The organism is Nautilia sp. PV-1, assembly GCF_004006315.1.
In the GTDB taxonomy this organism is placed as follows: domain Bacteria; phylum Campylobacterota; class Campylobacteria; order Campylobacterales; family Nautiliaceae; genus Nautilia; species Nautilia profundicola_A.
Genome location: NZ_CP026530.1, coordinates 1,654,554 through 1,668,769 on the forward strand (window position 1 = coordinate 1,654,554; position 14,216 = coordinate 1,668,769).

Here is a 14,216-nt window from a genome sequence, read left to right on the forward strand (position 1 = left end):
TTTCTATTGTTTTTTGTGTCGGTATAAATATTTGCTTAAAACTTTGTTTAATTCGTTTTTTAACTCTTCGTCAAATACGTTTAACTCATTTTCCAGCTCTGCTGCCAATGCATCCGCTTCTTTATGCGTTTCTTTTTCTCCAAGCAGTGTCACAAAAGTGTTTTTGTTTTCATCCACTCCTGTTGTTTTACCCGTTTCTTCACTCTCTAAAAGATCTAAAAGGTCATCCTGAATCTGGAAAAGAAGCCCAAGCTTTAAACCGAAATCGTAAAGCCTGTCGGCTAAATCGTTTTTATTTACGATTAAAGCTCCCATTTTAAGAGAAGCTGCGATAAGTTTGCCGGTTTTATTTAAATGCAAAAATTTAAGCTCTTCAAGATTTAATTTTTTATTTTCATAATAACAGTCTATTGCCTGACCGAGCACCATTCCGGCAGGACCCGCATTTTGAGCCAGAACTTTTATAAGTTCGACTTTAACGTCACTACTGAATGGCGCTTTGCTTAACACTTCAAACGCGTAAGTGTTCAGTGCGTCTCCCGCTAAAAGAGCAGTCACTTCGTCATAAGTTACGTGAAGCGTAGGATGTCCCCGTCTCAAATCCGCATTATCCATACTCGGAAGATCGTCGTGAATTAAAGAGTACGTATGTATAAGCTCCAGCGCAAAAGCCGCATATTTTGCGTTTTCCACAAGTAAAGGCTCATATGCGTTTACTACGGATAGTAAAAGTTTAGGCCTGAATCTTTTACCTCCGGCTAAAAGCATCTCATTTAAAGCTTTTTCATAATAAGGGTGAAAACTCTCCGCTTTTATCAAATTTTTTTTTATAAATTCTTCCATTTCCTACCTTAATGGTATTGTAGCTGTTATACCCTGCTGTAATAATGAAATTGTAACATTTTTGTAGGTTGAAAGCGCTTTTTTAAGCTCTTCAAAAGTTTTAATTTCCATGCCGTTTACTTTAATAATTTTAGCTCCGGGTCTTATAAAGTATATCTGCTGCAGTTTTTTCGGAAGAGACGTTATTTCAAGGTTTTTATTTACTTTAATTCTAAAATGCTCCAAAGGTGTATATTCATATGTTTTCTTTCTGATTTTTAAACTGTATTTTTTAGAATTTATTACGATTTTAACCGTTTTTCCGATTGTGTTTTGCAGAATATATTTTGAAAAGAGTGCGGGAGTCGCTCTTTTACCGTTTATATATGTAATTTTTTCATTCAGTTTTATTCCTTTAATATAAAAAGGATCAAAACTGACGATATTCATATCTTCATCAACTTCTATACCGATATCTCCCCAGTAACCGTATTTCACAAAATGTTTTACCATATCGCCTTTTATAAACCCGTTGCCCGTGCCGACACCTATAGCCCTGCAGAACATATCGGTTATTACACTGTTTTTTTCCGATTCGACGCTTAATTTGGCAGGAATAAAATACACTTCGTCTTTTGCAAAATTACCTACGTAAATTTCATTGTGTTTTATACTGGCAGCCCACCATCCCAGTTTTGGAGAAGTAAAAAAGCTTATATATCTTTTGTTTTTATGTTTTATAACGCATATTCCGGTAAAAGGATCGTACCGGAAGCAATCTTTTTTATTAAAAGTTACACTTTTGTCTTTGGCAACAGGAATAAGGGTTTTAATATAAGAATATTTTTTATAGCACGGTCTGAAGTCAGGATAGGCAAAAGCAAAAAGAAAAAAAGGAATAATTAAAAAAAACAGTTTTTTCATTGCCCTAAATTCAAACCTCCAAACATATTCATAGCCTGAGATTTTTTATCTTCAACGGCCATTTTTATCGCGTCGTTAACGGCGCTCATTAATAAAATCTGAAGAGATTCTTTGTCTTCAAGCAGTGAATCGTCGATTTTTATATCTATAACTTCAAATTTGCCGTTAACAGTAACTTCGACCAATCCGCCGCCGCTGGTTGCGGTATATGTTTTATTATCGGCTTCTTGCATCTGTTCCTGAAGTTTTTGAAGCATTTCATTCAAATCTAAATTTCCAAGCATTACCCCTCCTGCAAATATGTGGTTTTTTCGATTATATCATTATTATCATTTACAATCAATACAGAAGGCTTGAATTCTTTGGCTTCATCGGGCGTCATTGAGGCGTAAGCGATTATAATGATTTTATCTCCGGGATGCACTTTTCTCGCAGCTGCGCCGTTTAGACATATATCTCTTTTGCCTCTTTCGCCTTTAATGACATACGTTGAAAATCTTTCTCCGTTATTGATATTCACTATATCGACTTTTTGTCCAACAAGAAGATTCGCTTCTTCCATAAGCTCTTCATCAATCGTAATGGAACCGACATAATTAAGGTTTGCATCGGTTACCGTCGCTCTGTGAATTTTAGAATAAAGCATTTCTATTGTCATAGCTATTCCTTATGCCCAGAATTCCTCCGGAATTAAATATTCTTTTACTGGATTACCTTCAATTATATGTTCTTTTAATATTCTGTCTATTTTTTCTTTGTCAAGATCAACATACATATACTGACCCGGCTCTACCAGCATTACAGGTCCGAAATTACATCTGTTAAGACATCCTGTAGGTACAATCCAGTTCACCATAGGGTCAATCCCTAGTTCCATCATTTTTTGTTGCGTATACGGAAAAAGATCTTCCTTCCCTTCTCTTACACAGCTAGGTTTTGGAAAACTAGGCGGTCTTTTTACCTGACACATATATATTATATTTTTTGGTTTTGGCATTTGCATATTACGCTCCTTAAATTTTTTGCGACTTATATCATATTTTTCTTTATTTTACAAATTTTTTATTAAACTTTTTATAACTTCCCTGTCGCTGTAATCTACTTTTTTATTGCAATACTGGATGTAATTTTCATCGCCTTTGCCTAAAACCATTAAAATATACCCTTTTTCTTTAGCTAGCTCTACAGCCCTCTTAACAGCTTCTTTTCTATCGGTAATAATCTCAAACGGTTTGCTTTTTATACCCTTTGCGATTTCTTTACATATATCTTCCGCTTTTTCACATCTTGGATTATCTTCCGTAATAATTATATAATCGGCATATTTATCGGCAACCTCGCCCATTAAAGGCCGTTTATCTTTATCCCTGTCTCCTCCCGCTCCGAAAACAACTATTTTTTTGCCTTCTACGGCGCTTAGCACTTTTTCCATTCCGTCCGGCGTATGTGCAAAGTCAACAATTGACATAGGATTTTTCGACACTATTTCCATTCTGCCGGGGACACCCTTGAAATCTTTTAATTGAGAATTGAGAATTGAGAATTGAGAATTAGTTAAAATTTCCGCTGTTTTTAAAGCAAGAGAAAAATTCATTTTATTGAATTCTCCTGCCATTGGAATATCATCAACTATAGGTTTGTCTAAAACATATAAATTGTTTGCATTAACTTTAAACTCATAACCACCTACATCTACTAATGAAAAATTTGAATTCTCAATTCTCAATTCTTCATTCTCCATTCTCAATTTTCCATTAACCACTTTCAGAGCATCATCTTTTAAAAAGCTCTCTTTAACTTTTTTATATTCTTCCATTGTTTTATGAAAATCAAGATGGTCTTGTGAAAACGAAGTCAGTATTTTAGCCGTAAACTCAATGCCCTCAGTCCTTTGCTGAACTATTGCATGCGAGCTTACTTCCATAATGTAAAAGTCCGGTTCGTATTGTACGGCTCTTTTGAGAGTTGTGATTATAGGAGGAGTTGTAAGTGTTTTGATTTCTTTTTTTTCACCGTTTAAATAAAATCCTTCGGTTCCCTGTATTCCTACACTGTAACCCAGCTGATGTAACAGATACCCTAAAACGAATGCGGTAGTTGTTTTACCATTTGTTCCTGTAATGCCGATAAATTTGGTTTTAAGATTTAATGATTTTATAAATTCTGCAGGTGTTAGAAAATTTTGAATATTAACAGCGTATTTACTGTTTTGAGCGGTTTTTAAAAATATTTTACTATCATCAAGGTCCTGTGTGTTATCTGTAATCAATCCGTTTAATAACAGTTTTTTATAATCCATACCAAATTATATCACACATTACTGCAGCAGTGTATTGAAACCTTCGATTAATTCATAATCGCTTATTTTTGAAAGCATATCTTCAAAATAGCTTATTGCGCTGTCTTTGTAGCCGTAATTTAAAAGCATTTCAAAAAATTCCAATAAGTCCTCTTTTGTTTCAAAAACAACTTTTGTAGATAATAAAATATTTTCCAAATCTTCTTTTGTTTTGACAATCTGTTTGACATCGCTAAAAAGTATACCGTTAATTTCTTCAGAATTAAAAGGAGAAGAAGAATCAGTTACGAGCTTTTCCATAAGCTTCATAACTTTTTCATACTCCTTTTTTTCTATTGCAGATTTAAGGAGTTCTTTTAAATCAAAATGAATATTTGACAAGCTCATCCAATTTATCCTCATATCCATGAGGTACGTTCATAACTACAAGTTCAGGGTGTATTTTTTCTTTCAATGCTTTTTCGATACCGTATTTAAGTGTTGCACCGGCACTTGCACATCCTACACAGCCACCCTGAAGCTGTACAAAAACTACAGGTTTTCTAACATCAATAAGCGTTACATCGCCGCCGTCCATCTGAAGCATAGGTCTGACTTCATCAAGTACGCCAGCCACTGCTTCTTTCAGTTCTTCGTTAGAAAAAGGAATATCAGCCATATTATTCTCCAACGAATTCGATTATACACATTTCAGCTGCGTCACCTCTTCTGAATCTTGTTTTAATAATTCTAGTATATCCACCGTTTCTGTTTTCAAACTTAGGAGCAATTTCTTCAATAACTTTTCTAGTAGCCGCTTTTGCTCTTTCGTTTGATCCTAGTTTTGAATATACATGTCTGTGTGTATTAAAATCAGCTTTTTTAGCTCTTGTGATAATTCTTTCGATATATTTTCTAAGTTCTTTTGCTTTTGGAACTGTTGTTTCAATTTTTTCATTTTCGATTAAATCGCATGCCAAGTTTTTAAGAAGCGCAAGTCTGTGCTCACTAACACGACCAAGCTTTCTGTATCCGTGTTTATGTCTCATTAATTCTCCTTAAGTTGTGATAATTTATCTTCGATTGCTTTTTTAATATCAAGCGGCAATGTTTTGTTTAACGGGAATCCGATTTCTTCAAGTTTGTCAAAAATCTCTTCTAAAGATTTAGTTCCAAGATTTTTAATATTTGAAATTTTTTCTTTACCCATAAGTACAAGCTCACCTACAAATCTGATACCTGCTCTGTCAAGAGCATTAAAGCTTCTGCTTCTTAAGTTCAGATTTTCAATAGGTTCAAAAAGTACATTGTAAACTTCGTCAAGCTCTACGCTTTGTGATGTTTTCTGTTCTAATTTAAACTCTTTAGAAAATACGCTGAATTGATTTAAATAATTATTAACGGCATTTTTGAATGCTTCAATCGGACTTATCTGTCCGTCAGTTACTACTTCAAAAATTACCTTTTCAAAATTAGGATCATCTTCAACAAGAATATTTTCAATATTATAAACTACTTTTTTTACAGGGCTGAAATATGCGTCAAGACCTATAAATCCTTCAGGAATTTCATCTCTGAAGTTTTCAACGGCAACAAATCCCATACCTTTTCTGATAATTAAAGTTAATTTAAGCTCTGCCTCTTCATTTAATGTTGCAATATATTCATCAGGTGTAACAACGTCTACTAAATCATTAGCAAGATCGCTGCCTTTAATTTCTTTAGGACCTACAAATACATAATCAACTACTGCTTCATCGCCCTCTTTTATTTTAAATCTGATGTTTTTAAGGTTAATAATAAAACTTGCAACATCTTCAAGCATACCTTTCAGTGAATCAAACTCGTGTTTTACACCTTCTATTTTAAGTGCGATAGGTGCAAAACCGGGAGTTGATGCGATAAGCGTTCTTCTGATCGGATGAGCAACGCTAACGCCGAACCCGGCTTCGAAAGGATATACTTCGATTGTAGCTTTGTTTCCTTCTTCTTTGAAAGAAACATCGCTTGGAATTAAAACTTCTGTTTTTATTTTATTCATTTTTTAGCCCCTATTATTTAGAGTACAACTCAACTACTAGTCTTTCTTCTACCGGAATATTTACTTCTTCTCTTTCTGGAACTCTTTGGAATACACCAACTAGTTTTTCTCTGTCTACGTCAACCCATGGTGCTATACCAGTTTGCTGTGACAGTTCAAGAGCTCTTTGAATTTGTACGTTATTTTTTGATTTTTCTCTAATTTCGATTCTGTCGCCTTCTTTTACTAAATAAGAAGGAATGTTTACTTTTTTACCGTTTACTAAAACGTGCCCGTGTGTTACAAGCTGTCTTGCAAATCTTCTAGTAGATGCAAATCCCATTCTGTAAACTACGTTGTCAAGTCTTCTTTCAAGTAACTTAATTAGGTTTTCCCCTGTGTTACCTTCTTGTCTGTTTGCTTCTTTAAAGAATTTTCTAAATTGTTTTTCTAATACACCGTAATAGAATTTAATTTTTTGTTTTTCTCTAAGCTGTAGGCCGTATTCAGAAATTTTAGTTCTTCTTTGTCCATGCTGTCCTGGTGCATAAGGTCTTTTGTCAAGCGCTGATTTTCCAGCTAATCTTCTTTCACCTTTAAGTTCAAGTGAAACACCTAATCTTCTTTCAATTTTTTCAACTGGTCCTGTATATCTTGCCATCGTTACACCCTTCTTCTTTTTCTTGGTCTACATCCGTTGTGAGGTAACGGAGTTACGTCTTTCATCCAAAGTACTTTAATACCTTCAATAGCACCAACAGTTTTTACTGCAGTTTCTCTACCTCCACCAGGTCCTTGTACTTTAATACCTACTTCTTTAATTCCGTATTCTTTGGCTTTAGCCATTACGTCTTCTACTGCCTGCTGTGCTGCGAAAGGTGTAGATTTTTTACTACCTTTGAATCCAAGCGCACCCGCACTGCTCCAGCATAATGCGTTACCCATTTCATCAGTTACAGTAATCATTGTGTTGTTGAATGTCGCTGAAATATAAACAACCCCGCGACCAACCTGTTTTTTAATTTTTTTCTTTTTAGTTACTTTTCTTTTAGCCATCTCTCACCCTTTATTTAGCTTTTGCGCCAACAGTTTTCTTTTTACCTTTTCTAGTACGTGCATTGGTTTTAGTTCTCTGACCTCTAACAGGAAGTCCTCTTCTGTGTCTTAAACCTCTGTAGCACCCAAGGTCCATAAGTTCTTTAATGTTAAGCTGAACGATTTTTCTTAGTTCACCTTCAACAATATAATTTGACTGAATTTCTTTATTTAATGTAGAAACTTCGTCTTCAGTAAGTTCGTAAACTCTTTTTTCAGGATCAATTCCTGTGTCTTTTAAAATTTTTCTGCTTGTTGTAAGTCCGATTCCGTAAATATACGGAAGTGCATACTCGATTTTTTTCTTTTTAGGTAAGTCTATCCCTGCAATTCTTGCCATGTTTTATCCTTGTCTTTGTTTATGTCTAGGATTTTCACAAATAACTCTTACAATCCCTTTTCTTTTTACCACTTTACATTTAGGGCAAATTTTCTTAACTGATGCTCTAACTTTCATAACTTCTCCTTAAATTTTAGGAAAATACGTTTTCCGTTTAAACGCCCCTTAGGTACAAAGACCAGCTCTTGCAATTAGTCAGCTGCGATTTTGCAAAGTTTGTGAAACAGCTTCACAACTTCACAACCCCACAACTAAACTACTTACTAATTGCAAAACCTCTTTTACGTTCAGGGGGATGGAATTATACCATATAAATATGTTTGAAAGTAAAAAGTAAAAAGTGAAAAGTGAAAAAGAGAAGAAAAAATAGTTCTATTATTTCCTTAATTAAAGGAAATTAAGGATGAACTATAAACATTAAGAGTCCGATTATAGCAATAGAAAGCGTTCCGAGTGTAAGTTTTTCTTTTTCTCCTCTGCATAAAGCCAATATGAAATAAGCTACAAACCCTGCGCTTAATCCTATAGTAATTGAAAAAGTTAAAGGCATTAAAAGTACTGTAATAAATACGCTCACAGCCGTTGTAGTATCAGAAAAATTAATATTTTTAAGCTCACCGAACATTAAAACACCGACCATTACAAGAATAGGATAAATTGCGTTATCAGGAATAGCTTTATATATTGGAAGGAAAAACAGAGTTGTTACAAACAGTAATCCGGTAACTATAGCAGTAAGACCCGTTCTTCCCCCTTCTTCAACTCCTGCTGCGCTTTCAATAAAAGAAGTTGTAGTAGATGTACCGAGAGTCGCACCGATAACTGTGGCAGCAGCGTCTGCCTGAAGAGTTTTCTCAAGTTCTACAGGTTCTTTAAAAAGTCCGGCTCTCATACCGATACCGGCAAGCGTTCCTATAGTATCAAACAAATCCGTAACCAAGAACGTTACTATTACAGGAAGCAGTGAAAGTTTTAAAGCGCTCATAATATCAAAATGAAACGCTATAGGCGCCATACTTGCAGGCATTGAAACTACGCCCTGAGGCATTTGGGCAAGTCCGAACACCCATGCGATAATAGAAGTCACCGCAATTGAGATTATAAAAGCTCCTTTTACCCTGTATGCATATAAAACTGCAGCAACAAAAAAGCCTAAAATTCCTAATAAAACTTCCGGATTATGAATTGTTCCAAGTGCAACAAAAGTAGCTTTGTTTGAAACAATCACACCCATACCTTTAAGTCCGATAAAAGCAATAAACGCACCGATACCGGCACTGATTGCTCTTCTTAAATCATCAGGCACCGATTCAAACACCCAGGCTCTGAAACGTGTTAGAGAAAGCACAAGGAAAATTAAACCGCTTATCATAACTACACCTAAAGCTGTCTGCCAAGGAATACCCATTCCTTTAACCAAACCGAATGTAAAATAGGCGTTTAAGCCCATTCCGACACTCATTGCAACAGGCGTATTTGACCAAAAACCGTTTAATATAGTAGCAATAATCGTCACTACCGCCGTAGCAGTAATCAAAGCATCAAAAGGCATACCGGTTAAACTCATAATTCCGGCATTTACCGGTACAATATACATCATGGCGAGAAACGTCGTAAATCCAGCTCTTACTTCCGTCCCCACGGTAGTATTATGCTTAGAAAGCTTGAAGAGTTTTTCAAACATTTTTACTCCTTGATTAATTTCAAGGAGATTATAACAAATATGAAACTGATATTAAATGGCTACAAAAAAAGTCTTATTTAGTAAGGAATTAAAGGATGAAAGCAGAAGGTGGAAGGTGAAAGATTATTTAATTTCGATTTTTTTACCTTCCGGTTTTTTGCGTCTTGGAATAAATAGTTTCAATACACCGTTTTCATATTTAGCTTCAATATTTTCGCTGTCCGCATCCGCAGGTAATTTAAAGCTTCTTTCAAATCTTCCGAAAAAGCTCTCTATTCTTGTATAGTTTTCTTTTTCTTCTTTTCTTTCAAGTTTTCTTTCACCGGAAATTGTTAAAATACCCTCATTTACAGAAATTTCTATATTTTCTTTATTAACACCCGGAAGGTCTATTTCTAAATAATAACCTTTTTCATCTACTTTTTCATTAACTGCCGGTGTAAAGGTTTCTACTTTTTGAACCGGTCTGTTTGTATTTAATACAGCTCCGAGTCTTCTTTCGATATCTTGTAATTCTCTAAACGGATCGAACACTGTTGGCCACATTGTCCCCTCCTTTTAAAGAATTTTAACATCGTAATTATACAAAATTTACAATATTTTGTCAATAAAGTTGATATTAAAAGACTAATATTTTATTATCCACCTGCCTAAAGTCTCTTTTTTCCAATACTTTTATTTTTCCGTTTTCCAACAACAGTTTAAATACATTGTTTCCTTTTCTGAGATAAACTATAATGTGATACTTATCAGGATATGTAAATTCGCCTTTTTTTATACTGATTGATATATTCTGATTGGTACTGAGCATATCAAATACCGCATGTTTATTATCAAACATACCTTTAAAAAACACTTTTCCGGTATTTTCTTTGGAAAGATTAATTCCTGTCAGGTAATATATTTTTTTGATCAGTTTATTATTTAGAAATTTCGTATTATTGCTGACAATATCGAAAGTGCCTAATTTGTCATATATTTTAACAGTTCCGGATATATCTCCATCTAATATCTGCATAACACCTATATGACTGAAAAACTGTTTACCGTTCATTTTAAATGTTAATTCTATTCTTGAATCGGCAAAACCTTCAAAGTTGTCTCCTTTAAATTTCAAAACGCCGTTTGAAGACTCGTAAATACCGTGCATATCGGTTTTTTCTTTAAAAGGATATAATAAAATCGGCTGCAGTTTGTTTAAATCGAGATTCTCAGCTTTAAATTTAGACTCCCAGTAATCATTAAAAATTCTTCCGTTCAAAATAATATTTCCGATACCGGACTCTATATTTGAATTAAAAGAAACATTATGATTTTTAATATTTAAATCGGTAACGGCCTTAAAATCGGTTTTTATACGGTTTTTATATTCCCCTGTAGTTTTAAAAACCGCTTTATAAACTGAATTATGTTTGTTAATTTGCATATCAGTCTGTCCGCTTACCCATGGATAGTCTATTTTAAGCATATATAAAATTTTCTGCAGATTAAAATCGCTTCCTTTAGCATCCATATCTACTTTATCGTCAATGTTAACTTTAAAATTCATATATCCGTTTGCAAAAAAAGACATACCGTCTATAACAATGTTATTTCTGTCAGTATATATTTTCCCGCTTAAATTCATTTTTCCCTGAAAATAAGGAGACAAATCGCTTAATTTTTGCACATTCCCTTCAAACATAGCATTAAAAGGGAATAAGGCACCGTAAATTTTAACAACATTGTGTCCTTTTTTTGCAACAAGAGAAAAATTATTAACCCCGTAATCCAAATACGTTATTTCCGTACCGGGCATATATTTGTCTATTTTCGTTTCTATTACTTTTTTTAATACGGCACTTCCCACCGGTGTTAACATTAACAATATTAAAAAAATTGCAATACCCATTCCTACCAAAAAACCTAACAATACTTTATATTTTAATGTTTTTTTATGAAATTTTTTAAATCTTTTAAACATTTTCAATCCTTACCGGCGTTTCAATATATAAGCTGTTTGACGGGAAAGCAAATGAAGCACCGTTTTTTTCTACTATTTCTTTTATTTTAAAATTAACATCCTCCCTTATTTTTAAATAATCGTCCCAAACCGCAGTTTTTGTAAAAAAATAACAAAAAATGCTCAAACTGCTGTCCTGATATTCATCGAAATAAATTAATATAGGATCATTATGAATATCAGGATGTTCTAAAAGCGTCTTTCTTATTTCATTGAGTATTTTTTCCATTGTTTCAAGTGTAGTGTCGTATGTAAGCCCTAGACGCATCATGATTCTGCGTCTGTCTCTGCGGCTGAAATTCTCCACATCCGAATTGGCTATTACGGAATTTGGAACTACGATAAGTCTTTTATCAAAAGCTCTGATTTTAGTGGTTCGCATTCCTATATCTTCCACTATTCCTTCGGCACTGCCTATTTTTACCCATTCTCCTATTTTAAATATATTATCCGTTAAAATAGCAATGCCGCCAAAAATATTAGCCGCCGTATCCTTTGCGGCAAGAGCGAAAGCCAAACCTCCAAGACCCAATGAAGCTAAAAATCCGGTAACGTTAATGCCCCAGTCCTGAAGCAGAGCCACAACGCCGACTGTTACAACAAACACCTTTGTTATTTTGATTAAAAAAGAAGCAAGTTCTCTTGAGGCTTTGCCGAATTTGCCCAAAAAACGGTATACATAATCTTCAAACTCGGTAATTATGTTATAAATCATCCAAAAGAGATCAAAAATCAACAGACCCTTTAATACGTGATTCAGCAATGTGCTGTTTATTTCTAAAAAATAAAGCAAAAAATAAATACCCGCTATTATAAATATAAATCTTACCGGCTCTCTTATTGCATTTAAAAATTTATCATCAACTTCAGTTTTTGTTTTAGAGACCAGTTTTTTAAAAAAAGACAAAACAATAAGAGTAAAAAATTTCCTGGCGAACAGAAACAAAAAAAATACAAAAAAAGCTGTTAAAATCTTATATAATGGAAGCGACAGAAACTGGTAATTGAGTATATCAAGCAGAGCTTGAGGAAGATTTTTTTCCATATTAATCCCCTATTAATTTTTCATCCTTCATTATTATAACAATTTTTTTGAATAATGGTACAGCGCTCTGCGAAGCGAAGTAATTCGGAAAAGGGGCTTTAATGTCTAAAAAGGTCACTCCAATGGTATATTTGTGGGTATTGTCATCAGCAAAACCGAAAAATGAAGAATTGTATATTTTTTCATATTTATTATGAACGCTTACGTGTGCGGTACCGGTTTTACCCGCTGTAAAGATACCGTCGATATAAGCGTTTTTGGCTGTCCCTTTTAATACGATTTTTCTTAAAATCCTCAACATTTCATTTGCCGTTTTAGCTTTTAAAACTCTTTTATACGTAGTTTTTACATCGGCAATTTTCGGCGTAACTTCTATTCCGTTATTGTTAAATACGTTATATGCTTTGAGAAGCTGAACGAAATTCACCATAATACCGTATCCGTATGCCGTAGTGGATTTGTATATAGGATACTGAAGCTCCTTCATGCTTCTGATAACACCTTTAAGTTCATAAGGAAGATCTATTCCGCTGTATTCCGAAAATCCGAAACTTTTAAGACCGTTATAAAATTCGCTAGGCGTTAATCTCAGTGCGAGCTGGGACATTACGATATTACTTGAATAAACAAGGGCGTTTTCAGCGCTTAGCCATTGGAAAGGGTCGTCATCCCTTATATACGTTTTTCTCCATTTCGGTTTCCATTTACCGTTATATGCGTTTAATACTTCGTAAGGATTTACCTTTCCGTGTTCCAAAAGGATCGCAAAAGTAATCGGCTTCATCACAGACCCAGGCTCATAAAGATACCTTACGGCGCTTATTTTCATATTCGGTATGTCTTTTTTCGTAATATGGTTCGGATCAAATCTGTTTGAAGACACAATTGCCAGAATTTTGCCGGTTCTTGAATCCATTACGGCAGCCATTACCTCTTTTGCCTGATAAAGAGATTTTGCTTCGTCAAGCAGTTTTTCTATTCTTTTTTGCAAAATCAGATTAATGTTAAGTGTAATATTTTTACCGTTTACAGGATATACTACAACCGAATTTTTATCATAAATTATATTGCCGCTCACATCCCTGTATCCTGCAATCTTACCGTTTCTTTGCGGTTTTAATATATTGTCGTAATATTCTTCGATACCGTTGTCGCCTCTGCCCTGATCCTTAAGGTATCTGCCCAAAAACGGTTCAAACGTATTGCCGTAAGGATATATTCTTTTAAAAAGTCCCTCAACTTTATCTTTCGATACGTATATTACGCTTTCTATATCGTATGCCCTTCTTACACCGTTAAACGAATTAAATACCCTGTAATGATCCAGTATACGTCTGAGATATACCAGCTGCTGTTTCGTTTTTAAATCCACCTTTGCAAGAAGAACTCTTTTTTTATGGGATCTTAATTTTCTGTAAAGAGTTCTTTTGTCAATTCCGGTGTAAATACTGAAAAGATCCACAAACATTCTTTTTTTATCGCTTGATATATAAGCCGGGTTAATATATACGCTGTATACTTTTTCGCTTTTTGCGAGAGTAAAATTTTTTGTTTTAATATTTCCTCTTACAGCGCTTTCTATTTTAGTAATTTTCGGATTAAAATAATTTTTGGGTCTGCTTACGCTGAAAAACAAAAATGCACCGAACAGCGCCATAACAAGAAGAAAAAAGAGAATGTATATTAAAGGGATTTTATTGTTTTTCATTAAATCTGAGTTTTAAGCAGCTCTTTGTAAGCGTTAATGGCTTTGTTTCTTACTTCCAAAACCATTTTCATCTGCATCTCGGCTTTTTGAATTGTAATTGAAGCTTTTGCCAAATCTTCGACATTTCCTGTTGCTATATCGGCCTGCGCTTTATCTGCGTCTTCCATCATATTATTGGTTGTATCTATTTCTTTTTTTAACAGATCTTCAAAACTGCCGTCGGCTTTGTTTTTATTATTAGCAACATTTCCGATACTGCCAGTATTATCAACTTTGTTTATAAAAGCCATTATCTATC

At 34.2% G+C, this 14,216-nt stretch carries 20 protein-coding genes; all 20 read right to left on the reverse strand.

Annotation, left to right across the window (positions count from 1 at the left end; translation table 11 throughout):
* Window positions 1-3: 3 nt before the first annotated feature.
* Complete coding sequence (locus tag C3L23_RS08690; RefSeq protein ID WP_127681827.1) at window positions 4-843, reverse strand: polyprenyl synthetase family protein; 840 nt, start codon at window positions 841-843, stop codon at window positions 4-6.
* Between the two features lie 3 nt (window positions 844-846).
* Complete coding sequence (locus C3L23_RS08695; protein WP_127681829.1) at window positions 847-1,746, reverse strand: hypothetical protein; 900 nt, start codon at window positions 1,744-1,746, stop codon at window positions 847-849.
* Window positions 1,743-2,030, reverse strand: coding sequence for a YbaB/EbfC family nucleoid-associated protein (locus C3L23_RS08700; protein ID WP_127681831.1), 288 nt, complete (start codon window positions 2,028-2,030; stop codon window positions 1,743-1,745). Before C3L23_RS08700 ends, C3L23_RS08695 begins: the two co-directional genes overlap by 4 nt.
* On the reverse strand, window positions 2,030-2,404 hold the full coding sequence (panD, locus tag C3L23_RS08705) for an aspartate 1-decarboxylase (RefSeq protein WP_127681832.1): 375 nt from the start codon (window positions 2,402-2,404) through the stop codon (window positions 2,030-2,032). Before panD ends, C3L23_RS08700 begins: the two co-directional genes overlap by 1 nt.
* 9 nt (window positions 2,405-2,413) lie before the next feature.
* Complete coding sequence (locus tag C3L23_RS08710) at window positions 2,414-2,749, reverse strand: ferredoxin (RefSeq protein WP_127681834.1); 336 nt, start codon at window positions 2,747-2,749, stop codon at window positions 2,414-2,416.
* Window positions 2,750-2,797: 48 nt separating this feature from the next.
* On the reverse strand, window positions 2,798-4,045 hold the full coding sequence (locus C3L23_RS08715) for a UDP-N-acetylmuramoyl-L-alanyl-D-glutamate--2,6-diaminopimelate ligase (RefSeq protein WP_127681836.1): 1,248 nt from the start codon (window positions 4,043-4,045) through the stop codon (window positions 2,798-2,800).
* Between the two features lie 18 nt (window positions 4,046-4,063).
* Complete coding sequence (locus tag C3L23_RS08720; protein ID WP_246831063.1) at window positions 4,064-4,432, reverse strand: hypothetical protein; 369 nt, start codon at window positions 4,430-4,432, stop codon at window positions 4,064-4,066.
* Window positions 4,407-4,703: a NifU family protein gene (locus C3L23_RS08725; RefSeq protein WP_127681838.1), complete on the reverse strand. Its 297-nt coding sequence runs from the start codon at window positions 4,701-4,703 to the stop codon at window positions 4,407-4,409. Before C3L23_RS08725 ends, C3L23_RS08720 begins: the two co-directional genes overlap by 26 nt.
* 1 nt (window position 4,704) lies before the next feature.
* Window positions 4,705-5,073 (reverse strand): 50S ribosomal protein L17, encoded by a 369-nt coding sequence (gene rplQ / locus C3L23_RS08730; RefSeq protein WP_127681840.1) that lies wholly within the window; start codon window positions 5,071-5,073, stop codon window positions 4,705-4,707.
* A complete protein-coding gene (locus C3L23_RS08735; RefSeq protein WP_127681842.1) occupies window positions 5,073-6,065 on the reverse strand; it encodes a DNA-directed RNA polymerase subunit alpha in 993 nt (330 codons plus the stop codon). The genes rplQ and C3L23_RS08735 overlap by 1 nt, the downstream gene beginning before the upstream one ends.
* Before the next feature lie 13 nt (window positions 6,066-6,078).
* A complete protein-coding gene (gene rpsD / locus C3L23_RS08740) occupies window positions 6,079-6,705 on the reverse strand; it encodes a 30S ribosomal protein S4 (RefSeq protein ID WP_127681844.1) in 627 nt (208 codons plus the stop codon).
* Window positions 6,706-6,707: 2 nt separating this feature from the next.
* The gene (gene rpsK / locus C3L23_RS08745) at window positions 6,708-7,100 is read right to left on the reverse strand and encodes a 30S ribosomal protein S11 (protein WP_012663886.1); all 393 of its coding nucleotides are present in this window, start codon (window positions 7,098-7,100) and stop codon (window positions 6,708-6,710) included.
* Window positions 7,101-7,110: 10 nt separating this feature from the next.
* Complete coding sequence (gene rpsM, locus C3L23_RS08750) at window positions 7,111-7,479, reverse strand: 30S ribosomal protein S13 (protein WP_127681846.1); 369 nt, start codon at window positions 7,477-7,479, stop codon at window positions 7,111-7,113.
* Window positions 7,480-7,482: 3 nt separating this feature from the next.
* The gene (gene rpmJ / locus C3L23_RS08755; protein ID WP_041361679.1) at window positions 7,483-7,596 is read right to left on the reverse strand and encodes a 50S ribosomal protein L36; all 114 of its coding nucleotides are present in this window, start codon (window positions 7,594-7,596) and stop codon (window positions 7,483-7,485) included.
* A gap of 280 nt (window positions 7,597-7,876) precedes the next feature.
* The gene (locus C3L23_RS08760) at window positions 7,877-9,163 is read right to left on the reverse strand and encodes an NCS2 family permease (protein ID WP_127681848.1); all 1,287 of its coding nucleotides are present in this window, start codon (window positions 9,161-9,163) and stop codon (window positions 7,877-7,879) included.
* A gap of 123 nt (window positions 9,164-9,286) precedes the next feature.
* Window positions 9,287-9,709: an Hsp20/alpha crystallin family protein gene (locus C3L23_RS08765; RefSeq protein WP_127681850.1), complete on the reverse strand. Its 423-nt coding sequence runs from the start codon at window positions 9,707-9,709 to the stop codon at window positions 9,287-9,289.
* 73 nt (window positions 9,710-9,782) lie between these two features.
* Complete coding sequence (locus C3L23_RS08770) at window positions 9,783-11,126, reverse strand: hypothetical protein (RefSeq protein WP_127681852.1); 1,344 nt, start codon at window positions 11,124-11,126, stop codon at window positions 9,783-9,785.
* On the reverse strand, window positions 11,119-12,072 hold the full coding sequence (locus tag C3L23_RS08775; RefSeq protein ID WP_246831064.1) for a mechanosensitive ion channel family protein: 954 nt from the start codon (window positions 12,070-12,072) through the stop codon (window positions 11,119-11,121). Before C3L23_RS08775 ends, C3L23_RS08770 begins: the two co-directional genes overlap by 8 nt.
* A 139-nt stretch (window positions 12,073-12,211) precedes the next feature.
* Window positions 12,212-13,867 (reverse strand): penicillin-binding protein 2, encoded by a 1,656-nt coding sequence (locus C3L23_RS08780; protein ID WP_246831065.1) that lies wholly within the window; start codon window positions 13,865-13,867, stop codon window positions 12,212-12,214.
* Window positions 13,868-13,917: 50 nt separating this feature from the next.
* Window positions 13,918-14,208 (reverse strand): flagellar hook-basal body complex protein FliE, encoded by a 291-nt coding sequence (gene fliE, locus C3L23_RS08785; RefSeq protein WP_127681858.1) that lies wholly within the window; start codon window positions 14,206-14,208, stop codon window positions 13,918-13,920.
* Between the last annotated feature and the right edge of the window lie 8 nt (window positions 14,209-14,216).

Coding starts and splice junctions, on each gene's coding strand:
- C3L23_RS08690 (WP_127681827.1), bottom strand. CDS start 843: ATGGAAGAATTTATAAAAAAAAATTTGATAAAAGCGGAGAGTTTTCAC.
- C3L23_RS08695 (WP_127681829.1), bottom strand. CDS start 1,746: ATGAAAAAACTGTTTTTTTTAATTATTCCTTTTTTTCTTTTTGCTTTT.
- C3L23_RS08700 (WP_127681831.1), bottom strand. CDS start 2,030: ATGCTTGGAAATTTAGATTTGAATGAAATGCTTCAAAAACTTCAGGAA.
- panD (WP_127681832.1), bottom strand. CDS start 2,404: ATGACAATAGAAATGCTTTATTCTAAAATTCACAGAGCGACGGTAACC.
- C3L23_RS08710 (WP_127681834.1), bottom strand. CDS start 2,749: ATGCAAATGCCAAAACCAAAAAATATAATATATATGTGTCAGGTAAAA.
- C3L23_RS08715 (WP_127681836.1), bottom strand. CDS start 4,045: ATGGATTATAAAAAACTGTTATTAAACGGATTGATTACAGATAACACA.
- C3L23_RS08720 (WP_246831063.1), bottom strand. CDS start 4,432: ATGAGCTTGTCAAATATTCATTTTGATTTAAAAGAACTCCTTAAATCT.
- C3L23_RS08725 (WP_127681838.1), bottom strand. CDS start 4,703: ATGGCTGATATTCCTTTTTCTAACGAAGAACTGAAAGAAGCAGTGGCT.
- rplQ (WP_127681840.1), bottom strand. CDS start 5,073: ATGAGACATAAACACGGATACAGAAAGCTTGGTCGTGTTAGTGAGCAC.
- C3L23_RS08735 (WP_127681842.1), bottom strand. CDS start 6,065: ATGAATAAAATAAAAACAGAAGTTTTAATTCCAAGCGATGTTTCTTTC.
- rpsD (WP_127681844.1), bottom strand. CDS start 6,705: ATGGCAAGATATACAGGACCAGTTGAAAAAATTGAAAGAAGATTAGGT.
- rpsK (WP_012663886.1), bottom strand. CDS start 7,100: ATGGCTAAAAGAAAAGTAACTAAAAAGAAAAAAATTAAAAAACAGGTT.
- rpsM (WP_127681846.1), bottom strand. CDS start 7,479: ATGGCAAGAATTGCAGGGATAGACTTACCTAAAAAGAAAAAAATCGAG.
- rpmJ (WP_041361679.1), bottom strand. CDS start 7,596: ATGAAAGTTAGAGCATCAGTTAAGAAAATTTGCCCTAAATGTAAAGTG.
- C3L23_RS08760 (WP_127681848.1), bottom strand. CDS start 9,163: ATGTTTGAAAAACTCTTCAAGCTTTCTAAGCATAATACTACCGTGGGG.
- C3L23_RS08765 (WP_127681850.1), bottom strand. CDS start 9,709: ATGTGGCCAACAGTGTTCGATCCGTTTAGAGAATTACAAGATATCGAA.
- C3L23_RS08770 (WP_127681852.1), bottom strand. CDS start 11,126: ATGTTTAAAAGATTTAAAAAATTTCATAAAAAAACATTAAAATATAAA.
- C3L23_RS08780 (WP_246831065.1), bottom strand. CDS start 13,867: ATGGCGCTGTTCGGTGCATTTTTGTTTTTCAGCGTAAGCAGACCCAAA.
- fliE (WP_127681858.1), bottom strand. CDS start 14,208: ATGGCTTTTATAAACAAAGTTGATAATACTGGCAGTATCGGAAATGTT.